This window comes from Mycetohabitans sp. B8, from assembly GCF_021991875.1.
GTDB lineage: Bacteria > Pseudomonadota > Gammaproteobacteria > Burkholderiales > Burkholderiaceae > Mycetohabitans.
In genome coordinates this window covers 409,718-434,847 of record NZ_JAHLKR010000016.1, presented here as the reverse complement: position 1 = coordinate 434,847, position 25,130 = coordinate 409,718, and the positions used below count along the sequence as shown (strand labels likewise).

6 protein-coding genes and 2 pseudogenes are annotated in these 25,130 nt (G+C 56.7%); 7 read left to right on the top strand and 1 reads right to left on the bottom strand.

The window, feature by feature from the left end:
- Window positions 1–36 precede the first annotated feature (36 nt).
- The 7 genes and pseudogenes from KQH60_RS07925 (at window position 37) to KQH60_RS07895 (ending at window position 23,133) form a co-directional block, all read left to right on the top strand.
- Window positions 37–12,699: an SDR family NAD(P)-dependent oxidoreductase gene (locus tag KQH60_RS07925; protein WP_237575923.1), complete on the top strand. Its 12,663-nt coding sequence runs from the start codon at window positions 37–39 to the stop codon at window positions 12,697–12,699.
- Window positions 12,700–12,778: 79 nt separating this feature from the next.
- Window positions 12,779–20,596 carry a type I polyketide synthase gene (locus KQH60_RS07920; RefSeq protein WP_237575922.1) on the top strand — a complete coding sequence of 2,606 codons (7,818 nt, stop codon included), beginning with the start codon at window positions 12,779–12,781 and terminating at the stop codon, window positions 20,594–20,596.
- A gap of 209 nt (window positions 20,597–20,805) precedes the next feature.
- Window positions 20,806–21,176, top strand: a pseudogene (locus KQH60_RS07915) (MFS transporter); the annotation flags it as partial.
- Window positions 21,171–21,305, top strand: a pseudogene (locus KQH60_RS07910) (DNA-binding protein); the annotation flags it as partial. The pseudogenes KQH60_RS07915 and KQH60_RS07910, both read left to right, overlap by 6 nt.
- Before the next feature lie 283 nt (window positions 21,306–21,588).
- A complete protein-coding gene (locus KQH60_RS07905) occupies window positions 21,589–21,819 on the top strand; it encodes a hypothetical protein (RefSeq protein WP_237575921.1) in 231 nt (76 codons plus the stop codon).
- Window positions 21,820–21,873: 54 nt separating this feature from the next.
- A complete protein-coding gene (locus KQH60_RS07900; protein WP_237575920.1) occupies window positions 21,874–22,221 on the top strand; it encodes a hypothetical protein in 348 nt (115 codons plus the stop codon).
- A gap of 27 nt (window positions 22,222–22,248) precedes the next feature.
- Window positions 22,249–23,133, top strand: coding sequence for an NAD(P)-dependent oxidoreductase (locus KQH60_RS07895; protein WP_237575919.1), 885 nt, complete (start codon window positions 22,249–22,251; stop codon window positions 23,131–23,133).
- A gap of 339 nt (window positions 23,134–23,472) precedes the next feature.
- On the opposite strand, the gene panP is transcribed toward KQH60_RS07895, so the two are convergent.
- Window positions 23,473–25,083, bottom strand: coding sequence for a pyridoxal-dependent aspartate 1-decarboxylase PanP (gene panP / locus KQH60_RS07890; protein WP_237575918.1), 1,611 nt, complete (start codon window positions 25,081–25,083; stop codon window positions 23,473–23,475).
- Between the last annotated feature and the right edge of the window lie 47 nt (window positions 25,084–25,130).

The window sequence follows — 25,130 nt, the reverse complement described above, 5'->3', positions numbered from 1 at the left end:
CGCCTGCCATATCCGAATCTGAGAGCGAAGAGAACAGTGGACAGTCAAATTAGGGTTCTACACCGGAAAATACAGCGGGAAGAAATCAGTGTCGAAGAAGCTGCCAAAGAGTTTGAAAAGATCCGGGCCAGCTATCGCCGCGACCAGGCAGAGCGGGTGATTCAGGCGCCACCGGCGATCGAGAACCCAATTGCAGCCGCTGTTTACCACTACGATGAGCACTATCTTAAGGATCACCAGTTCAATCAGCAGCGGATCCTGTTGGGACTGACCTATGCCAGTCTGGCGCTAGAGTGCGGCTTGGGCCAGCTCGCCGAGGGTGAGGCGCTGCGGTTGAAAAAGCTCACGTTTGCTGCGCCCGTCGCGCTGGCTGAAGGTGAGCGGCTTGAGGTGGCAATCCGCGCATCCCAGCGTGACGGACGAGTCTTCGAGGCGGTATGCCGACATTCGCCGTCAGCGCCTTGGCAGCCTAGGGCGAGCGGTGAATTGTCGGCTGTGGCTGCCCAGCGGCGGCAGGTGGATTTAGCCGAGTTGATGGCTGACATGACAGCGGTGGAGCCGCTGGCATCAATCTATCAAATTAGTGAGCAGATCCACATCGGCGATAGCTATCGGACCCTGAAGGCACTTTACCAGCGGCAGGATGATGGCGAAGCGCTGTCGCAAATGACGCTGGCTGTTTCTGAGGACGCGGATTCTCGCCACTACAGCTTGCATCCGTTGTTGATCAACAGCGCCTTTTTGACGGTTATCCCGCTGCTGGCCAGCGAACAACTGGACGGCAATTTTATTCCGTTTGGCATTAAATCGCTGGTCCTTCACCGTGGCCAAGCCCCGACAACGGGCTGGATTCACACCAAGTTAACAAAAAATTCCGGCGAGCTGGTGTTGTTCGACGCACAGCTGTACGACGACGAGGGTGTGCTGGTGGCCGAATTCAGCGGTTGCTCGCTGAAGCGGCTGCGGAGCAGCCAATTGGTTGACGATAAAGCGCAGCGCGACAATGAGACTGGCTGCAGCCGCGAAGGGATCGAAGACTACCTGTTGACGCAGCTGCAAGCCCTCGGTGCAAAGCAAATTGGTAAAAAGCAGCGTCACCGCAACTTGATGGAATTGGGACTGGAGTCGCTGCAGCTGGTCAACTTGGCGAGTCGGCTTGAAAGTGCCGCGGCGATCGAACTAGAACCGACAATATTTTTTGAATATCCCAGTGTGGCTGAACTGGCGACGTTTTTATGGCAGGAGCACAAAGCGGCTTTTATGCCCTTGCTGGCCAAGCGTAGCGAGACGACTGACGTTGCACCGGTGAAAGCAAGTGATGCTGTGCCGATGGTTGAAACTTGTGCCGTGCACGAGTGTGTCGCCCATGAATCGCCCAGGGCTGTCAGCGGCGGTGATCGTCAGCAGGATATCGCAATCATCGGTATACAAGGACAGTTTGGCGAAGCCAGCGACCTTGACCAATTTTGGCAGAATATCTGGCAGGACCGGGAGCTGATCAAGGAGGTGCCGGCAGATCACTGGGACGTTGCGCGTTGGTTTGATGCTGATCCTGAAGCGCATGATAAGACTTATTCCAAGTGGGGCAGCTTTATCAACGACGTCGATAAGTTCGACGCCGACTTTTTTCATATGTCCCGCCGCGAAGCCCAATGGATGGATCCTCAGGTACGGCTGCTACTGCAAAGCACTTACGCTGCCGCCGAGGACGCCGGCGTAATCAGGCAGTTACGGGGCAGTCGTACCGGCGTATTCATCGGTTCCTGTTTCAACGAATACGTTGACAAGATCACCGAGTTGGGACTGCCGATGGACCCCTATATCGCCACGGGCAGTGGGGTGATCGCCGCTAACCGAATTTCATTCTGGTTCGACTTCAAAGGGCCGAGCCTGATGTTCAATACGGCGTGCTCGTCGTCGCTAGTGGCGTTGCATGCCGCCTGTGTTTCATTGCGCAATGGCGAGTGCGAAATGGCCTTTGTGGGCGGCAGCAACTTACTGCTGTCATCCTGGCACTACCGATATTTTTCGGCGATCCGCGCGCTGTCGCCGACGGGGCGCTGTCACACCTTTGATGCACAAGCGGACGGTTACGTGCCAGGCGAATGCGTGGCGATGCTGCTGCTTAAGCCGCTGTCGAAAGCGTTGGCTGATGGCGATCCGATTCATGGAATTATCAAGGGTTCGGCGGCGTTGCACGGTGGCTACACGCCTTCACTGACTGCGCCGAGCGTGGCCGGAGAGGAAAACGTGATCGTGCATGCGTGGCAAGATGCCGGCATTGATCCTCGTAGCCTCAGTTATATCGAGGCCCATGGCACCGGCACCAAGCTGGGCGATCCGATCGAGATCAATGCGCTCAAGCGGGCCTTTGCACGTTATACCGACGACCGGGGTTTTTGCCATATTGGCTCGGTTAAAGCCAATATTGGTCATACCGAGGGTGCGGCAGGCATCGCGGGCGTCATAAAGGTGCTGCAGCAGATGAAGCACCATAAGTTGCCGGCGTTGGGCCACTTCAAACAACAGAATCCCCACATCAAGCTTGATGACTCGCCGCTGGTAATCGATCGAGAAGGATGCGACTGGCCGGAGCACAGTGCACCGCGGCGCGCTGGCGTCAGCTCCTTTGGTTTCTCCGGCACAAACGCTCATGTTGTGCTGCAGGAGTATCGTGAGCAGCGCGAGTTCGCCACGCACCGGGGCGAAATGGTGCTGGTTCCGTTGTCGGCGCGCAATGCGCCACGCTTGAAAGAGCAGGTTGCGCGGTTACTGGCGCACGTTGCGCAACACACGCCCGATCTTGCCGCTTTAGCTTACACGCTACAAACCGGCCGGGAGGCAATGGCCACGCGGGCCATTTTCATGGTCGATAGCTTGGAGCAGTTACAACGACAACTGCAAGCGTGGATTGCCGGCGAGCCGGGCATGGACTTTGGCGTAGCCAGCATGACGGCCGAAGAGGCCGTGGCCGCTGGCGACCTGCGACAGTTGGCGGCGCAATGGCTTGCTGGCGCTGAAGAGGCGGAAGCCTTTGACTGGACATGTCTTTATGGCGACGGGCCGCGTCCCGCCCGAATCGGTCTACCAAGCTATGCATTCGCCAAAGAACGGTACTGGCTCGATGCGCCGGCAGTAACCGCCGAACTCGATGCGCCGGTGGTAACTGCCGAACGAAGAGAAAGAGCGGCTACCGAAACAATAGTGGCAACTTACACGGAGCAATGGCAGGAGGCCGATGAACCGGGGCCGGGTACGCCGATAAAACGATTGATTTGCTTGCTGGGTGAGCCTGGGCTACGGCAGCAGCTAGTCCGACAAATCAATACGTTCAGTGCGCAAACCGAGTTGGTATTTATTGCGGCTGATAACAAAAATGGACGCGATGAAGATGGCCATTATCGTGTAGCAGTCGACGATCCGCAGCAGTTGCAAGAAGGGCTGCAACACGTGTTGTCGGCTCACGGCGCTAGCCGAGTGCTCTATTTATGGAGTATGGACGACCGTCGCTGGATGATCGACAACAGCGCGATTGTCGCACTGCTGAAGGCGATGGCTGCCACGGCGGCGCCAATCGACCGATTATTGCTAGCCGGCCGGGCTGGCGACGCGCTCGAGCGCTGTTATCTTGAATCTTGGATCGGCATTGAGCGTTCGCTCGGCGCAGTGATGGCCCATTGCCCGGTCGAAGTGGCGATTGATTTGCCGGACAATACCGGCGACGACAGTGGCTGGTTGCGCCGCCTGGGGCTGCAGCTTAGCGGCGACGCGGCGGGCAGCAGGCTATACCAAAGCGGGCGCAGTTTCCAGTTGAGGCTGGCGCCGACCCGCGCAACCGCAGCTGTCGAGCCGCTGGCACTAGAGCAGATCCATACCCTGTTGATCACCGGAGGGCTGGGTGGCTTGGGGTCGCTATTAGCCGGCGAGCTTTCAAGCCGAGCGAGGCACCGCAGCGACGGTCAACTCAATCTCATCCTGAACGGCCGTTCATCGCTGTCGGCGGCCCAGCAGGTGCAACTGGATTGCCTACGTCATGACAAGTGCAACATTTTCTATTTGCAGGCAGATTGTGCTGATCGTCAGGCGATGGCCGCTGCGCTGGCCGAGGTGCTGCCTCAGAGCGGACCGATCGACGGATTGATCCACGCCGCTGGCCTCAAGGCGCAAGGTAGCCTGTTTGACAGTGCACAAGCGGATTTTGACGCGGTATTGCATGCTAAGGTCAAGGCCACGCTTGTGTTGGACGAAGTGCTGGCGGCGCAACCGCTGGCATTGATCTGTTATTTCTCATCCAGCTCGGCGATGCTTGGCGATATGGGGGCGGGCAGCTATGCAATGGCTAACCGATTCCAGCAGGCCTATGCGCGTTATGTGCAGGCCGGGCGCGCTCGGCGTGTCGTGGCGATCCATTGGCCGCTGTGGCGCAATGGCGGTATGGCAGTGGGCGAGCAGGCGTCAACCGAGTTTTATTTGAAGTCTAGCGGTCAGCGTATGTTGGAAAGCGCTGAAGGCCTGACGTTATTGCAGCAGATTGTCGCCAGCGATGCCGATCACATGCTGGTGTTAGCGGGTGAGCCGGCGAGATTGCAACAATTAGTGGACGGGATTCATCATCCGGCACGCAAAGCAACGGCTAACCTAACTGTTAACGCAACGGTGGCCCAACCGATGCTCGAGCGGACGCGAAGCCGTCCCGAACTCAAAGGGTTGAGTGTAGAGCAGTCTCTATTATGGGATTTGCGGGATTTGGCAAGCCGGCCTCTCAATGCCGAACGGCATACGCTTGGCGAAGACACCAACTTGGCGGACTTCGGCTTTGATTCCATTAGCTTGGCGGAATACGCCGGACTGTTGAGTCGCCACTTTAGCCTCAAGTTGACCCCAGAGCTGTTTTTTAGCCATTCAACCCTTTCGAAAATCGCCGCCTATTTACTAGCACACCATCGGCAGGCGATCGAAGCGTGTTATCGCGGTGAAGTGATCAGCGCAACTGAGCCGTTGCCGATACCGGCTCCTGTCGTCGCGTCAACGTCGAATGCCGACACGATCGCCATTATCGGGATCAGCGGCCGCTTCCCTGGCGCTCGCAATGCCGATGAGCTGTGGCGCGTGCTGGCTGAGGGGCGTGACGTGGTGGGCGAGATCCCGACTGATCGCTATGACTGGCGCGATTATTACGGCGATCATCGCGAGGATCCCAGCAAGACGCGCTGTATTTGGATGGGCAGCGTGTCAGGGGTCAGTGAGTTTGATCCCCTATTTTTTGAGATCTCGCCCCGCGAAGCGAAAACATTGGATCCCAGGCAGCGGCTGTTGTTGCAGGAGTCCTGGAATGCGCTGGAAGACGCCGGCATCGGCCCGCGTCACCTTGAGGCGCAACGGGTGGGCATGTTCGTTGGCGTTGAGGAGGGCGACTTCCAGCGGCTAGCGAGCGAAGAAAGCCTAACCTCGGGCCACAATGGTATCTTGGCGTCCCGGCTAGCCTATTTTCTCAATCTGACCGGGCCGACGATGGCGATTAACACCGCCTGCTCTTCAGCGTTGGTGGCGCTGCACCAAGCAGCGTTGAGCCTGCGTAATAACGAATGCGAGATGGCGGTTGTCGCCGGAGTCAACCTGATTTTTTCGCCGGACGCTTTTCTTGGTATGACCCAGGCAGGCATGCTGTCACCGGACGGCAAATGTTTTGCCTTCGATCGCCGAGCCAATGGGATGGTGCCGGGCGAGGCGGTGTGCTGCGTCGTGCTCAAGCCTTTGAGCCGAGCTGAGGCCGACGGCGACCCGATCTACGGCGTATTACGAGGCAGCGGCATCAACTACGACGGCAAGACCAACGGTATTACCGCGCCAAGCGGCGCTTCTCAGCAGCGCTTACTGGAGGAGGTTTACCGGCGTGCGGGGATGAACACCGAAGCTGTCGAATATATTGTGACCCACGGTACTGGCACGCAACTGGGGGATCCGGTAGAAATTAACGCGCTGAACGACGCCTTCCGAGGCAACAAGCCAGGTCACTGCGCACTGACTTCCACCAAAACCAATCTAGGCCATACTTTTGCCGCGTCGGGCTTGGTCAGCGTGATTAGCCTGTTGCAGGCGTTCCGCCACGAAACCATTCCGGCCAGTCTGCACTGCGAGCAGGAAAACGACTATATCCACTGGCAGCAAAGCCCGTTTTACGTCAACAAAACGAACAAGGCCTGGCCGGCGGCCGGCCGCAACAGTGAGCGGTTGGGCGCGGTCAGCGCATTCGGCATGAGCGGCACGAATGCCCACGTCGTACTGGAAAGCTACAGCCGCGAACGTGACGCCTCACCGTTCCGACGGCCCTGTTATTTGTTTGTCCTATCGGCCAAAACCGCTGACGCGCTGAAAGAAAAAATCGAACAACTGAGCGCGGCCTTGCAGCATGGCGGATACCGCGATAATCAGTTGCCGTCGATTAGTTATACCTTGTTGGAAGGACGGCACCATTTTCGCCATCGCCTGGCGCTAGTGGCGGCAGATCTGGAAGAAGTGCTTTACACCCTTGAGCAGTATCGGGTGGGTGAAAAGCGTCCCAACCTATTTGTCGGCGAGGTCGAGCGCGAATTCTCTGCGCAGAAGACGATTGCGCGCTACATCAACCAGTTGCTGGACGACAGTCGCAACGCCAGCAAAGATGAAACCAGGGAGTTGTTGTTTGGCCTCGCGGACTTCTATCGCCAGGGTTACGACATCGATGGTCGGCGACTGTTTGGCGCGGCACAAAACGGTGCTCATAGCATGCCGCCGCGTTTGCCGCTGCCGGGCTATCCATTCGCGCGTGAGCACTATTGGCCCGAAGTCCGCCGGCGTCAACAACAGCCCGTGCTCGTGGCGAGCCAGCCTATGGACCGGCTGCACCCGCTGGTGCATCACAATATTTCGACGTTGGCAACGCAGCGGTTTGTCAGCCGCTTTAGCGGTCGCGAGACGTTCCTGGCCGATCACCGTATCGGCGATCAGCTCATCTTTCCCGGTGCCGCGTACCTCGAACTGGCGCGCGAGGCGATCGTCAGGGCTAGCGAGCTGCCGCCGCAGCAAGTCACGCTACAGAACGTGGTGTGGCTGCGGCCGTTGGCTTTTGCGGTCGGTGGCAGCGATCGTGAGGTCGAACTGTACTGCGAGTTGGTCGTAAACGGCAGCGACAGCGTGTCATTCAAGATTTACAGCCTGGACGCTGGGACGCAGCAATTGCACGCCCAGGGCGACGCGCAGTTGGCGGCCGTCGCCGCACCGTTGCCGCAACCGGTCGATCTAGCAGAATGGGCCACTCGGTGCAATGTCAATGAGCGAAGCCATGACTTGCTGTACCACGATTTCGACACGATGGGAGTCCATTACGGCGTGACATTCCGCGCTGCCGGCCAAATCCGCATCGGCCGCGACCGAGTGATCGGCCAGTTGACCCATGAGGCACTTGATCCCCAATTAGAAGGCGTTTTGTTGCCGCCAGGCGTACTCGACAGCGCACTGCATATCGCAGCCTCATTGGAGAGTCGCCAGCAAGGCGCTGCCGGGCCGATGCTGCCTTTTGCGCTGGAAAGCCTGCGACTGTACGGTTCAGTGGACCAGGCGCTCAGAGCCGGGCCACTGACCGTCACCGCTGCTTACAGTGAAGCTCGGGGTAGCGGCGCGATCGAGAAAATTGACGTGCAAATTTGCAATGACGCAGGCCAATGTCTAGTCCAGTTGGAGGGTTTTAGCTCACGCAAAACGGGCGTTGAACCACAACCGGTCCAGGCACCCGTCATCGCAGACAGCGACGAGGGGTTGGGTCGCTTGATCCGAACGCCATTTTGGAAGCCTGTCGGCAGCCTTGGTGAATGGCTGCCGGCTGACGCCAAGCCGCAGTTGCTTCTGCTTGGACTGCCGGAGGCGACGGTTGACGAGATACGCCGGCAGTTTGGCAATCAGGTGAGCGTACTGCCGGGTGCGCCAGGCAAAAATGACGCCGCGGCCTACCAAGCGGCTGCGCTGGCGCTGCTCGAGTGGTTACAGCGGTTGCTCGGCGATCATGTCGGCGGCTATTTTCAGCTCTTTGTGGGGCAGGGCCAGGACGATCTGCGCTTGACCGCACTGGATGCGATGTTGAAAACGGCGATGATCGAAAACAGCGCGTTGCAGGCGCGCTTGGTCGCGCTCGATACCGAAATGGGCAATGACGCGATGGTCAAAGTGATCGTCGAGCAGAGCCGTTATCACAGCAACGAACTAGTGCGAGTCTTCGCCAATGGCAGCCTGTATAGTAGGCAGTGGCGTGAGCTAGCACCCGCGCAACAGAATGAGCAGATGCCGTTGCGCGACGGCGGTACTTATGCGATCACCGGTGGCGCGGGTGGGCTGGGCTTGATTTTCGCTGAACATATCGTGAGCAGCTGTCGCAACCCCGTGCTTTACTTGGCAGGACGCTCAACCGTCAGTCAGCAGTTGCAACAAAAAGCCGATCGGTTGCGAGCACTGGGCGCCCAAGTTCACTACCAGGCGCTAGACGTCGGTAACGCAGCGGCGGTTAGGCAGTGGATCGACGACATCTATGCCAAAGAAGGTTCACTACATGGGGTGATACACAGCGCGGGAGTCATCCGCGATAGCATGATTATCAATAAGCGTGTCAGCGAGTTTGAGCAGGTGCTCGCGGCAAAGGTGGCCGGTATCGAGGCGCTCGATCAGGCGATCAACGAACGTGCGCTGGACTTCTTTGTATGTTGTTCGTCTCAGGCGGCAATGGGCAATCTTGGCCAGGTGGACTATGCCGCCGCTAATGCCTACATGGACGCCTTTATGCAGTACCGCCAAAATTTGGCCGGCGACGGCAAGCGTAAGGGCCGTTCACTGAGCATCAATTGGCCGCTGTGGCGCGACGGCGGCATGAAGTTGGCTCCGGTGATTGAGCAGCAGATGCGGCAACGGTTGGGTATCGTGCCGATGCCGGTGGAGGAGGGCATCAAAAGCCTGGGGCAACTATTGAACAACCCGGTCAGCGCTCAGGGTTGGGTGATTTATGGCGAGTCATCGCGGCTGACGGCCATTGGCCAGCCGGTGGACGCCAAACCGCAGGCCCTGGCCAAGCCCGCACCCGGACAGGCTGCTGGCGCGACGAGCGTTAGCGATAGCGAACTGAAGAAAAAGATCGAAGCCTTTGTCACCCAAATTATCGCCGACGTGGTCCAAATCGATGTGGCGAAGATCCATCCGGCGGAGAAATTCGAGGTCTATGGCTTTGATTCCATTATGGCGGTGGGCGTCACCAATGAGTTGGAGAAACATCTCGGCTCGCTACCCAAAACCCTGCTGTTCGAGCATGTCAATATTGCCGGCATGGTTGATCATTTCGCGGTGAAATACCGCGACCATTTTGTCGCAATGTTCAGCGGTAGCGAAGATCGGCGGGAGACGCCGCGTGGCGTTCAAGTGTCAACCATTGTTCAAGTGCCAACCATTGAACCACGCGCCGCCGAGCCTGCGTCAGCGCAGCCGTTGCCCCTGAATCGTTTCGCTGCTGCCCATGCCAACGCCAATCGCCCCGCAGTGCCAAGCGCCACGCCCGTTGCATCCAATGAGCGTGTCGAAGATAACGAGTTAGAAAGCTATATCGCAGTGATCGGCGTTGGGGGGTATTACCCGGGTGCGGACAGCATAGATGAGCTTTGGCAAAACTTAGCCAATGGCGTTGACTGCATGAGCGACTTTCCTGCAGATCGATGGGACCATAGCAAGATCTATTACAAGAACCGCAAGGTGCTAGGCAAGACCACCTGCATCAACGGCTCCTTCATCAAGGACGTTGACAAGTTCGACTACAGCTATTTCAAGATGCCCAAGGTTTATGCCGACCATATGTCGCCGGAGGTGAGACTGTTCCTCCAGGTGGCGGTGCATACCTTTGAAGACGCCGGTTACTCGAAAGAAACCATGCTGAGCCGTTATAACGGCGATGTCGGGGTGCTGTTGGGTACCATGACCAATGATTACCAATACTACGGTTTCGAGAGCAACTTATTCCGCGGTTCGATGGCTTCCGGCTCTGGCATGGCGACCATTCCAATGACGGTGTCTTATTTTTACGGCCTCACGGGTCCGAGCCTGTTTATCGATACGATGTGCTCGTCGTCGTCGACTTGTATTCACACCGCCTGCCAAATGCTCAAGCATGACGAGACCAAGATGGTGCTGGCGGGTGGCCTCAATCTGATGTATCACCCGTACACCACGGTGAATACATCCCAAGGTAATTTCACGTCAATCACTTCGGAGTCGGTCAACAGCTACGGGGTGGGGGCGGATGGTACGGTGATTGGCGAAGGCGTCGGTGCGGTACTCCTTAAGCGTTTGGATCGAGCCATTGCCGATCGGGATCAAATCTATGGCGTAATCAAGGGCTCAGCGATGACTAACGCCGGCGAGCGTAACGGCTTCAACGTGCCTAACCCGGATTTGCAAACCCTGGCGATTCGCCAGGCGATGGACCAGGCCAAAGTGCACCCGTCCTCGATTTCCTATATTGAGGGTCATGGCTCTGGCACTAAGCTAGGGGATCCGATCGAGGTGTTGGGGCTGAATAACGCGTTTCGCTGGGCTACTGACGACAAGCAGTTTTGTTACCTTGGTTCGATCAAGTCAAATATCGGCCACCTGCTGGCGGCGTCGGGCATTGCTGGCTTGACTAAAACCTTGCTGCAGCTCAAGCATAGGCAGATTGCACCGTCGATCCATTCGGGTCAGCTCAATCAGGATATCGACTTTGCGGATACGCCGTTCGTGGTACCGCAGCAGTTGACGCAATGGCGCCAGCCGGAGCGCATCGTCAATGGCCGCAAGCAGGTATTCCCGCGTCGAGCGGGGCTCACCTCGATTGCCGCCGGCGGCATGAATGCCCATATGATCGTCGAGGAGTATCCAGAGCCAGCGGACAGCGCCGGACAAATCCCAGAAGACCAGTTGGTGTTTGTCTTCTCAGTGCATAAGTTGGCGTTGTTGGCGGAGAACCTGACAAGCTTTAGGGATTGGCTGGCGAGCAGTGAGGCACCGCTGGCGCAAATCGCCTATACGCTACAGGTAGGTAAAAACAACCTACGCAACCGGCTGGCGATCCGCTGTCGCACCCGCCAGGCGCTGTCCCGTGCGCTTAACGCTTGTATTGACGGACATTATCAATCCAGTGTGGATAGCAAAATCTTCTACCGCTTCCAGGAAAGCGACGCGGTACAGCCGCTGGAGTACGACTTAGACGATCCGTTGACGCCACTGCTGGCCCAGTGGCTGAACGGCGATAGCCAAGTTGATTGGACCAGTCTGTATGCCCAACCGCCGGTGCGGATCAGCTTGCCAGCTTACCGTTTTGAAAAAGTACGCTGCTGGTACACCGAGGAGGGTTACGAGTCGTCGATCGTCAATCCGCTGATGTTTAAAAACAAGCTGCATCCACTGGTGGCAAAAAACTGCTCGACTCCGCAGCCAGGCGCGATATTCCGCACCGATTTCGTTGAAGATGAACTGCTGGATTACGTCTACAGTGGACGAGGCGGCCGGCGCTTTAGCGCTTTCAACTTTGCCGATGTCGCGCTGGCGATGCCGGCATTGGCGTCTCTGTTCGACGCTCGCACGCTGTCGGTGTCCTGTGCTTTCGAACACTATATCGCCGACTGGACGACGGTGACCGGGCTGGAGTACCGGCTGTTCGAAATTGACAGCGAGCAACTGGAGCTGGAGTTCGATTTCCGTCGCAGTGATGAACAGCTCGCCAACCTAGGCTTTGCCGTGATCAATCCACTGACCGGCAACGAGCCGCCACCGCAGCGATGGTTGGACGATGCCCGCGAGTTGCTCAATCGCCACGCGCTGCAGGCGGGCCGCCAGCTCAGCGCCGCCGAAGTCAGTCGGCGACTGGCACAAGCCGGTTATGATTTCGCCCCTTATCTAGATTACGAGGGCGAATTGGTCATTGGCCGCAGCGGCTTGTTGCTGAAGGGCCGGCCGGCGGTTAACCGTCACAACCATTATGCTGGCAACATTCAGCTATCGCCCTATCTGGCGACGACTATTGATAAAGCGTTTTACTTGTTGCTGGATGAACTAGGGTTGCCGCAAGGCCGAGTCATTGTGCGTAATATCGAACGGCTTTGCTGCTACAACACGCCAGCAGGTGGCTTTTCCGTGGTGCTCTCGGGCATTGGGCTGCACGATAACGAACTATCGCTTAGCTTACTGGTGCTGGATGAGTGGGAGCAAATTTGCATCACGGTAGACAAAGTCAGCCTGTATCTGGACAAACAAGCGGTAGCGAGTGTCAATCAAAAGCACTACTTACTGACCGGGTCAGTCGAAATGGCCAATATGCCGGCTGCTGTTCTCGCCCGGCCATTGCTTGAGCCGGCGGGCCAGCCCACCGCAGCTAGGGTCGGAAAGCAGGATGCTAAGCCGCAGGCCGACGAGGGCGAAGCGGGCTTGGGCGAAAGCATTCTTTCTTTTATTCAACAGGAGTTGCAGGACAAGTTGGGCTTTGCGGCGCAAGACATTAGCGAGTCAACCCAGGTGCGTGATTTAGGGTTGGATTCGATTATGGTCGTGCAGCTGACCGATAGCGTGAACAAACGCTTTGGTACAAAACTGATGCCTGATTTGTTTTATGAAAAGCAGCAACTCGGCGAGTTAGTGGCAAGACTGGAAGCCGCCTAAGTCGATTGACTGAATTTGAAGTATTAGCCCGGTACGCAATGCTGCCGGGCACACCAGAACGGGAAGGGCGTTCGGAGCCATGGAAAAGACAACTGCAAACGATCTCAATGACATCAGCCTGCCCACCCAACGGCGTGCCGGACAACGGCAAACCGTGCAGCAGCAGACCCGACGGCAAATCGGCGGCGTAGACGGCGGTGCGAAATCGGGGCCGAACGTTGGCAAAGTGGCGATCGTTGGTTTTGCCGGGCGCTTTCCTGGCGCCGATAATACCGAGGAATTTTGGCGTTTACTGGTGCAGGGGCGCTCGGCCATCGGCGAGTTTCCTTATTGGGACCTGCCAGGCATCGCTGAACGCCGCCACCTGCGGAAAGAATTTGCTTGCCCGGGCGGCTTCATCAAGGACCCGATGGCGTTTGACGCCGATTTCTTTAAAATCTCCGCGCGTGAAGCCGAAGCGATGGATCCTCAGCACCGCATCGTGCTGGAGCAAACCTGGGCTGCTTTTGAAGACGCGGGGATTCCCCCGCAAAGCCTGCGCGGCAGCAATACTGGAGTTTATATTGGCGTATCGTCAGCCGACTATAACGGCTTATTGGCCCGCACGGCGGCAGGCGCCCACGATGCGACTGGCAACGCTCACTCGATCATTGCCAATCGTATCTCCTATCTGTTCGATTTTCACGGTCCCAGCGCGCCGGTCGATACGGCCTGCTCCAGTTCGTTGGTAGCGGTGCATAAAGCGGCGCAAGCCATTCTGAATGGTGACTGCACGGTAGCGGTCGCCGGTGGGGTTAATCTCTGTTTTGAGCCCATGGTATTCATTGGCGCCGCGAAGGCAGGCATGTTAAGCCCTACCGGCCTTTGCAAAACCTTTTCCGCCGATGCCGACGGCTATGTGCGGGGCGAAGGTGTTGGAGTATTGATCGTCAAGGATTACCAACAAGCACTGGCTGACGGCGACAACATCGTGGCTGTTATTATTGGCTCGGCGAGAAACCATGGCGGCCACGCCAATTCGCTGACTGCGCCTAACTCCACGGCGCAGGCCAATCTGATCAAACAGACCTATCGGGGCATTGATATTGACAGCATAGGTTATATCGAGGTCCATGGAACAGGCACCCGTCTCGGAGATCCCATTGAGATTAGCGGGCTCAAGCAGGCGTTTGCCGAGTTGGGTCGTCGCAGCGAGCAGCGCTGTTACCTCGGCTCGGTCAAAACCAATATCGGCCACCTCGAATCTGCTGCCGGTATCGCCGGATTAATCAAGACGTTGCTGGTCCTCAAGCACGGTTATCTACCCAAGAGCCTGCATAGCGAGCCGCTCAATCCCTATATCGACTTGGCCGGCAGCCCTTTCGAAGTGTTGCAGCAAGCACGAGAATGGCCGCAGCAGTCCGACACGCCCCGTCGTGCAGGCGTCAGTTCGTTCGGTTTTGGCGGCACCAATGCTCACATCGTACTGGAGGCGGTTGAGCCGCCGGTCGGCGTGATGGCACAAGGCAGCGCTGCGACGATCTTTCCGCTATCGGCCAGGACGCCCGAAGCGCTCAAGTCGAGAGTCAAGCAGTTCATTGACTTTATAGAACACCGGCCTCAGCTTGAGTTACCGGATTTGGCTGCCAGTCTGCAGTTAGGCCGTGAGGCGATGGAATGCCGGCTGGCAATAGCGGCAGACAGCCGAGATAGCCTTTTGACTCAGCTCGGACACTATCTTGACCACGGCGGCGATCAGGGCGATGAACCGGCTGGCGACATTGCGACGGGTGATGTGCTCAGAGCACTGCAACAACAGGATCGCGACACGTTGCTCGCGTTATGGCGCCGGGGTGCAACCGTTGACTGGCGTCAGCTTTATCCAGATGGCCGTGCGCGTCGGATCCCGCTGCCGACCTATCCGTTTAGCCGTGAAATTTACTGGATTAGCGACGCTTCGGCGCTCGAGCACCCGGGCGAGCCGATCCTCCACCCTTTAGTTCAGCGTAATACTTCGGATCTGGCGGGGCAACGTTTCAGCAGCCGATTTAATGGCAAGGAATTTTTCTTTGACGAGCATCGGGTCAATGGTGTCAAAATCTTGCCAGGGGTCGCTTACTTGGAAATGGCTAGGGCCGCGATTGAGTTGTCGCTTGCCGATGATGAGGCGCTAGTCCAATTCAAGCATATCGCATGGCAGCAACCGATGCGCCATGAGGGTGGCGAGCTGGCAATCGACATCGAGCTGTCAGAGCAAGACAATGGCGAGATTCTGTTCGAGATTCTCGGCGCTACTGTTGATGGTCCAAGCTACTGCCGTGGTGTGGCGTTGGTCGGCGCTCCTCAACCCTTACCGCAGTTGAACCTGCCGGACATCGCCGCTGCCACTCAACAGCAGCGACTGGAGCCACAGCAATGCTACCAAATCTTAAGCGAGATGGGGCTGAACTATGGAGCGCACTTCCGCGGGATCAGCGAATTACAGGCGGGCAACGGCCAAGTGCTGGCTAAATTGGCGTTGCTTTGCGAGCCCTCAGAAGCCGATGAGTGTGACGAGTCGCTGCGTTTGCCTCCCGGCTTGCTCGATTCAGCGTTGCAGGCGGCGTTAGGACTGGCGTTGTTGGCTCCGGCTCAGTCGGACGCTCGCCGTCAGCCACTGGTGCCCTTTGCGCTGGATGGCGTGATTTTCGGTGATATGAACCTGCTTAGCAACGGTTGCTATGCATGGGTCCGTTATGCCGCTAATCACCATCCCGGACGAATTAACAAGTTGGATGTGGATCTGTGTGACGCCCAGGGCCGGGTGGCGCTGCGTCTGCTTGGCTTCTCGTCGAAAAGATTAGAGAGCAGCCAAGCTAAGCCACTGGTCATGGCGCCGGTCTGGCGGGATAAAGCGCCACGCCAGGACGGTGAACAGCACTATAACCGGCAATTGATCTTACTGGCGGGTAATCAACCCATCATGCTGGACGAACTGGCAGACTGCTGCCGGGAACGGAGATCGGGGCGGCAGTTCAACGTCGAGCGATTGCCGGCCGCTGCTGAGGATCCCGCCTGCGCGTTGCAATCCTTGGTTGGCGTTTTGCTTGATTACCTGAAAGAAAACCGATCAGATAGCTTGGTGCAGTTGGTCCTGCTTGACAGTGAGCATGGCCCACGACTCACCACCGCAGTCTTCACCTCACTGCAAGCGCTGCTTAAGACCGCCAAAAACGAAGGACTGATCGCTGCCGCTCAGTTCATCGAGGTGTCTGGAGTCAATTCACCTGAGTTGCTGGCGGAGTTATTGATTGAGAATAGCGAGCAGCAGGACGAGCGAGTTCGTTATCAGGGTAGCGTTGGGACCCGGTATCAGCGCCAGGTGGCGTCTTGGCGGGAAACGGCGTTGGCCGCTGCGGGAACCGCGCCGTGGCGCGCCGGCGGCGTCTACTTGCTGACCGGCGGTGTAGGTGGATTGGGGCTGTTGCTGGCCGAAGCGATTGCCCGGGAAGCACATGGCGCGAAGTTGATCCTGGCTAGCCGCTCAGCGGACCAATTATCGTCTAAAACCGCCAAGCGGATCGCTGATATCAAAAAATTAGGCGCTCAAGTGCAGCTCGAGGCGCTGGACGTGGCTGATCGGGCCGCTGTTGACGAGCTAATTGTGACGTGCGAGCGGGCGTTGGGCGGTATTAATGGCATTTTTCACTGTGCCGGTCTTACCCGCGACAGCCTGCTTAGCAACAAGAGCGAGGCCGATTGTGCGGCGGTGCTGATGCCTAAGGTGGCAGGGGCGCTGAATCTGGATCGGGCTAGCGCTCATCTCGCGCTAGATTGCTTTGTCCTGTTTTCGTCGGTTTCTGCGGTGATTGGTAATGTTGGCCAGGGCGACTATGCGCTGGCCAACGCCTTTTTGGACGAGTTTACCGGCTGGCGTAACCGCCAGACAGCTGCGGGTCACCGCCATGGTCGCACGCTCGCGGTTAACTGGCCGTTATGGCGCAATGGCGGGATGCAGATTGATCCTCAACGCGAGCAACTCATGCTCGAGCAGACTGGCATCCAGCCGTTGAGTGATCACGGTGGCTTGGAGTTGCTGCGTCGGGCGCTTGCCGACACCAGTGCACCTGAGCGGTTGATGATTTTGGAAGGTCATACCGCCAAAATTAAAGCATTTATTGCGGCTCAGTGGCATGAGCCGGTGGCGGCGATGTTTGATGAACCGGAAGCAGCCGAACAGCTTGCTGCGCCGACGGCGCAAGTGCTAGTTGATGCGTCGTCGACGGCCAATGCCAATGACGAATCAGTGCACCGGGATTTGACCGAGCCGGCGATCCGTTATTTTAAGCAATTGCTATCGACGACACTGAAGCGGCCTATAGAAAAAATCGACAGCGATGGCTCCTTCGAACGCTACGGAGTGGACTCGATCATTCTCACCGAACTGACTACCAAACTGGGGCAAAGCTTTGGCTCGCTACCGAATACTTTGTTGTATGAATATCAGACGGTGCGCGAACTGAGTGAGTACTTCATTCACCATCATCGCGAGGCGCTGCAGCAGCGGGTGTTGAGCGAGCCGGTTAATCAGCGCACGACCGCCAAAAACGTACAAAATATCAAGGAAGTAGAGAAGGTAGAGCAAATAGCGGTTGCGACGCAGCTGCCCGCGCGCAAGCGCCGTCGCCGCGCCACGCAGCAACACACACCGTCAATGGCCGTCAACCCAAGCCGTGAACTGGCGATCGTCGGTATCAGCGGGCGCTACCCTGGCGCCGAAGATCTAGAGACGTTTTGGCACAAGCTGGCAGGCGGCGAAGACCTGATTAGCGAAGTACCCGCGCAGCGCTGGGACCATCAGGCTTATTTTGCTGAACAGCGCGACCGGTTTGATAAGACCTATTGTAAATGGGGTGGTTTTCTCGATGGGGTTGAAGAATTCGACCCGCTGTTTTTTAACCTGTCGCCTCGTGAGGCGGAAATTATCAACCCCAACGACCGGTTGTTCATCGAAACTTGCTGGAACTTACTGGAAAGCGCCGGGCTTACCCGGCAACGGTTAAAACAGCAGTATCAGCAGCAGGTTGGCGTGTTTGTCGGCGTGATGTACCAGCAGTATCAAGCGCTTGAAGCGGACCTCGTCAGAGAGTCGCTGGTGTCCGTGACTTCATACAGCGCGATTGCTAACCGGGTATCTTATTTCTTTGATTTCCAAGGGCCAAGCTTAGCGATCGACACGATGTGTTCGTCGTCGATCTCTGCAATCCATGCCGCCGGTGACGCGTTGTACAACGGCGATTGCCGGCTGGCGATTGCTGGCGGCGTTAACCTAACGCTGCATCCGAAAAAGTACATCGGCCTGAGTATCGGTAAGGTGCTTGGCAGCCACGCCAGCAGCCGTAGCTTCGCCGACGGCGATGGTTATTTGCCGTCGGAAGGGGTCGGCGCAGTCTTGCTTAAGACACTGGCTGACGCCGAACGCGATGGCGATCAGATACTTGCGGTGATCAAGTCGACCGCCGTCAATCATGGCGGCCATACCCATGGTTTTTCAATGCCTAGTGCCAAGGCGCAGGCGGCGCTGATCGACAGCAACTTCAAGCGAGCAGGGGTTGATCCGCGCACAATCAGTTATGTGGAGTCGGCAGCGAATGGATCGGCAATGGGCGATGCCATCGAGATCAGTGCGTTGAATCGAGTCTTTGGCCAAGCCGGCGTGGCCAACCAATCCTGTGCAATTGGCTCAGTCAAGTCGAATATCGGCCACGCCGAGGCGGCTTCGGGCATGTCTCAACTCAGCAAGCTAGTATTACAGTTGCAACACCAGCAACTGGCGCCGTCTTTGTTGCTCGGCCCGCTTAATCCTAAGCTGGATTTTGAAAATTCGCCTTTTGTATTGCAACGCGAGTTAGGCCATTGGCCCCAGCCCGTGATCGACATGGATGGGGTGAGGCGACAATATCCGCGCCGGGCGGCGCTCAGCGCCTTTGGTGCGGGCGGCTCCAATGCTCACCTGGTGCTTGAAGAATATCAAAAATATCAGGAAAACTCAGGACATCTGCAGGGCGATGTAGCGCAGGTCGAGAACGGCCTTCTTTATATCGTGCCGATGTCGGCGAAAAGCGCCTGCTCGTTGCACCAGGGAGTGGTGAGGTTAGCACGCCATCTCGATACCCATCCGTATTTACGGCTCAACGACGTTGCCTACACCCTGCAAACTGGCCGTGAGGCGATGCAGTGGCGGCTGGCGTTGCTAGTGAAAAGCATGGACGAGTTACGTGCGGCGCTATGCGAGATTGAGCAGGTGTTGAACCAAAGTGATGGGATGGCCGCGTTAGCAAAGCTCAATTTGCCGTTGTTCTTTGGCAATATTGACGAGGTACCTACGGCGACGGCTAGCCTGTTATGCGGTCCTGGCGCAGACGCGTTAAGCCACAGCCTGATTGCCGCCGATGAGCGACAACAGCTGGCGCTATTCTGGACGCAGGGTGGTGAGGTTCCTTGGGACAAGCTGGCGGAAAATACCGCCGCTGGTTATGGCGTAAAAATCGTCTCATTGCCGACTTATGCGTTTGATAAAAAACGCTATTGGCTAGAGCAGCCGAACACGCCAACAACGTTGCACGGCAACGCTATAGCGGCCAGCGTTACGCAGCAGGCGCCAACGAGTACGCCTGTGAACGTAACCGATGATCATGCCAGCCACAAGGAGACTGCCGCTGAACGCGGGCTACGCGTGTTGGCTGGTTTACTCGGTATGCAGCCGGAAGAATTGTCGCTGGCCAAGCCTCTCAGTGTCTATGGGGCTGACTCCATCGTCATGGTCCAGTTGGCGATGCAGCTACAAGCGGAAATAGATCCTGAATTAACGTTAGCCAAAATCCAGCAGTGCGTTACGATTCAAGACTTGCTAGATTTGCTGACCGAACGGGATGAGCGGGCAAGCGCAAAAGAGCCCGTGCTGCCAGTCAAAATCAGTGAGCTTTTTACCCGTCCGACAACGCGCTTTTTGGAGCTGCAGCGACTCAATACGGTGGACGATGGCCAGCCCATCTTCTGGTTCCATGGTGCGCTGGGCGGCAGTGACATATACCATGAACTGGCCCGTCACATCGACCGGCCGTTTTTTGGACTTCAAGCCAAGGGATGGATGACCGACCGCGAACCGCTTCAGGGAATCGAGGCGATGGCGGCTTACTATGTTCAAGCGATCCAATCGGTGCAGCCCCATGGCCCCTACGATCTTGGCGGTTACTCGCTCGGTGGCATGCTGGCTTATGAGGTGACCCGGCAACTGCAGGCATCAGAGGAAACGGTAACGACCCTGGTGATGCTGGATTCGCCGGATGTCACCGGTGAGCGCACCGCCAAGTTGGCCGATAAGACCCGACTGCTACAGGCAGTCAATATGTCTTTGCAGATGACGATCAGTGACACGCCTGAACGTTTTGCCGAAGTGTTAATTCACCGGGATGAGATTGATCTGTCGTTGTCGCCTCAAGCCTATCGGCAGCAATTGATGACGTTGGCGCGGCAGCGCGGACTGAAGATCAGTGATGACCGTTTGCAGCACATGATGGAGCAAGTGGCACGGATTCAACAATCCTACCAGGTCGAGCATTATCAGATTCTGCCGTTGCCGAAGGCCGACGAAGTCGCCTGTTATTACTTCCGTAATGCCAGTGGTTTGTGGATGGGAGATTTGGAGCCCTATTTCTCCACTGACAGCCGAGAATTCGCGGCCTTCAATCACACCAACTATTGGCAAGAGTGGCAACGACAATTGCCAAGCTTTGAGATGATCAAGGTGGACTCGTCCAGCCATATGACATTGTTGACCGAACCCGAAGCGTTTGACGTGATTGCAGAATTCTGCGTGTCGCTGTATGCGAAAGAGTGGGCGAAGGGTAAGCCCAATGTCAAAACTGTCTTGACGTAAAAGTTTTTTGACGCCTGTGTGCTGGATAAAATGGTCAGATCGCTGCTTAACTAGGCAGACGGACCACCTTTGTATAAGCGCAGATACCGCCGGCGATGTCGTGTACAGCTCGGTTGTCGGCGGTATCGTGACAGTACCGCAAAAAATAGGACTGTTAGGTTTTGTAGTTGATAAATTGTCTGCTTGTTCGCTTAACTGACCGGCTGCCTGCCGCCATTTGGGGCGGCTGGCTTGAACGAGCCGGTCCGCGCAAGGCTGGCGTGGTCAGTGCGCTATGCTGGTGCGGCGGTATGCTGCTTTCCGCACTCGGCATCCACCTACACCAGTTCTGGCTGATGCTGCTGGGCTCCGGCGTGATTGGCGGTATTGGTCTGGGTCTCGGATACATTTCGCCAGTCAGTACACTAATCAAATGGTTCCCAGATCGGCGGGGCATGGCCATCATGGGATTTGGCGGCGGTGCGATGATTGGCTCGCCGCTAGCCACGGAGCTCATGACGGCCTTCGCTGCATACGAAGGGGTGGCGTGACGCAGACTTTTGTCGCTATGGCTGCACTGTACTTCGTTTTTATGATGAGTAAGGACTCTGGCATCGCACGCGAAGCCCTGTACAAAGCGCTTCGACCCGGCAGCGAACCGCGCTTCGAGACGATCAGCCGCGTTTGCGCTGCCTTGGGCGTGCGCCTGGTGGCACAGCCGTTGCACTGACAGAAATTTTTGGGTTCCCGGCTTACAACCTGAGGTTCAGCTAACCTATCGGCTCGCCTCGTGCCACCTGCGCATAATACTTTGCGGTTTTTTGCGCAGCTGGACCTGCGTTTTTCTTGTCAGACGCCGTCGCGCCGTGCGCCATGAATCGCCCCTGCGGCTGGGCCAAAAAATTGACGACGGCCCGCGTCCAGCACCTGACTCTGTTAACTTGGCAGAAGCCGTCGATCCGTAGAGGTGATAGAGGGGTTCGGGGAGCATGGAACAGTCCACTGATACCCCGATGGACAAACAACTGATGCTGCTCGATGACGGCAAGTTCTACATCGAGCGCAACTGTAACGGCGAAGCGGCTACCACCAACGGCCTTCTGTTTCGTCGGTACCCGATCTCTCCAACGACACCTGGCGGTTACGAGTGCGTCGGTGGATATGAGCGATGTACCGCCGGGGAATGGGGCGCGTGGATCAATGTGCCGTATGACGAAGCAACCGACCGCGACTGCCGGGATTGAGACATATGAGGGTGGCACATTGAGCAGAGGCTGACGTTTCCTACTCTTTTTCTGATGGTCGGATACGATGGTATGTTGATTTTCCTTGCCGATCTTGGGCCGTGGCTGTCAAAATCAAATAATTCAGTGATCGTTCGCGAAGCTAAAGTGACGGTATCCAACGAAGCCGGCGCTGAGGTTGACCAGTTCCATGTCTGGATGAAATCTGGAGGTGGCAATAAACAGGAGCCAACGATGAAAATGCGAGTCCAGTTAGTTGTTGAAGGCGAGAGTGGCGAGTCGGAGAAAGTCGAGGAAATCGCTCGGCCTTCACGCGTCACGCGTGAAGGCCGGGCAATCGTGTGGCATGCGGGCAGCCACAATTGGCATGAAAGTCGTATTCGTTTAGGGAATTTTGACTAACTTTCAAAAAATTGATAGGAAAATATGATGAGCGATGTAACTGTATTGGGACTCGGCACGATGGGGCAAGCCTTGTCCCGTGCGCTCCTAAAGGCTGGACACAAGGTAACGGTCTGGAATAGAACGGCGGGGAAAGATGAAGAACTTGCTGCGGAAGGGGCAATACCAGTTCAGTCTTTACACGATGCTGTCCGGTCAAGTTCGCTGATCATTATTTGCGTTCTGGATTATTCAGCCGTTCGTGCTGTATTAGAGCCTATTGAACAAGATCTTTCTAAACGCGTGCTCGTTAATCTAACCACGGGTAAGCCAGATGAAGCCAGGCGCATGAATACTTGGGCTGCTTCTCGGAATATCGATTACATTGATGGTGGCATTATGGCTGTGCCACCGTTAATCGGTACCGAGTCGGCACTTATCCTGTACAGTGGCAGCTCCAAAAATACTTTTGAAAATCATTACGCTTTATTGAAGGCGATGGGACAAGCACGGTATGTAGGAGCCGATCCGGGTTTGGCATCGCTGCTGGAGCTCGCAATGAATGCGGCTGTGATTGGAATGATTGGCGGAGTGGTCCATGCTATGGCCATGACTGCCACAGAAAACACCGACATAGCCGATTTCGCCAAGTCACTGCTTATGCCATGCCTGAAATCAATCGCTGAGTTTATTCCACATTTTGCGCAGCAAATCGCCTCTGGCGACTATACTCAAAACGTGTTAGCTCAGCTTGGTCCAATGTCGGTAGCACTTGCCGATATTCGAAGAGTAAGTCATGATTTAAATGTTAGCACCGAGTTACTTGATCCTATTCAAAAATTGATCGACCGTCGGATCGCTTCAGGTTTCCCGCATGACGAATTTTCTGGTGTCTGTGAAGAATTGAAGCTGGATCGTACTGGGAATTTGTAGACTCGTTAAGTTGCAAACACTAACTGGCTTCGGCAGGTAGGATATTACCAATGGGTCCGAGCAAACGCCGATAAGTGAGCAGCCAACCCATTGCAAAGTGGCCATTTTAACTTCCTGTGATGGACGCGCCATGGCTTTGCTTGTATTAGACAGGGAAATGGCGCTTCCTTTCCTGAGTGTACAAACTGCTCATCGCCACAACTGACGTAAGCTTACGTCAGACAAGCGGTATACCCGAAGTGATATGCGAGGCCAGCAAGAATGGAAAAACCCTCCCGGGCAGCGCGCTGAAACCGGCTTACAGTGGGAGTCAAACGCGCTGCTGCGGTTTAACAAACATCACACATGCTGGCCACTCGCAAGCATTAGCAATTTCGGCAGACATGGACTTGCTTTAGCCAGCGCACGCTGTTCGGCCAGGATGTCGTCAAGCACTGCACGCGTCGTCATCGGATTGGCGAATACCACGCGAAACACGGCAATCGATCTTCGGTGCCACCGCTGCGACGTAAGGCGCGTTCTGGATACAAACGAGCGGCCAGCAGCGCGCTGCATTTCCTGGATGTTGACGGTCAGTGCATCGAGTGCATCGTGAATCTCGCATTGCAGCGATGCTGGGCCATCGTTCAGCGCGCAGCGTACGACCTCTGGTACGTAACGATAGGTCAGAATGCATAGCTGCGGTGTGTTGACAAGCTCGAAATCCGGCTGACGCTCGATCAGTGATGCAAAATACTGGGCATTGTCGATGCTGCGATCAATGAGGTATGCGTAGCCCTTGCGTCCGAGCAGCTGCAGATTCGCATACAGCATCACCGATGCCGCACCGCGTGATCCTTCGAGCGTGTGGCGCCCGAGATCATTTGAGCCCTTGCGCACGATGTAGCTCGCATGCTGACTGATCTCGGCCGTCCACGTCGGCTCCTTGAACAGCACCATGCCCGATCCCATCGGAACATACAGCTGCTTGTGTGCGTCGATAACGACCGAATCTGCACGCTCGATACCCGCGAAGCGATGACGGTAGCGTTCCGACATCAGGCTTGCGCCGCCCCATGCCGCGTCGACGTGAAAATGGCAGTTCGCTTCTTGCGCGACGTCAGCGAGCTCGTCAAGTGGATCGATCGCCCCCGTCTCAGTGGTTCCCGCAATGCCGACGATCGCCATCGGGCGAATGTTGCGGCACTGCAGGTCACGTATGGCCGTGCGCAATGCGTCGATGCAGATTCGATCTTCTTTATCCACCGGAATCGAGATTAGGTGATGCCGACCGATCCCGAGCACATCCGCTGCCTTACTCAGCGAGTAGTGCGCACGCTCCGATACGAGAATCGCAAGCCCGTCGTAGCCATAGTGACGGAGCGCTTGAACAAGCCCCGTGTGGCTGACGCCAGCGAAACCGTCGCGAGCGCGCAGCAAGTTGTTGCGGCTCGCCCACAGTGCGGTGAGATTGGCTACTGTGCCACCTGAGCAGAACACGCCAAGTGCGTGATCACCGCTATGCAGGTATGCCGGATAAAATTCATCGTCTCTGCCGAAGATCAGCTTGTGCAGCATTCCGATAACTTGGCGTTCAAGCGCAGTCATCGCAGCAGACGTTTCCAGTTTCACAACGTTTTGGTTTAGCGCGGTCAGCACCTTCGCGAGCGATGGCAAGAAAGATGGCAGTGACGAGGTCATATGCCCGACGAAGGTTGGCGACGCAACTGGCATGACGCGGCTAAATACGTCGTCGAGTAAGTGGGTAGCGAGTGCATCGGGTGATGCAGGTATCTCCGGTATCTCAACGCCTGAAAACGTCGTTTCGGAGTTGGCATGCATGCCGTTCTGCTTAAACTGGCTACTCGCGAAGAATGCGGCTGGATGTTCGGCTATCATCTGCTCGAGCCACGCGAACACGCCGCAATCTGCGTCGAACCACTGCAATATATCATCCGGCTCGTGCGTCATGCACGTCTCGTTGCATGGGGGAGCTGTAGTATCCAGAGGAAAGTAGG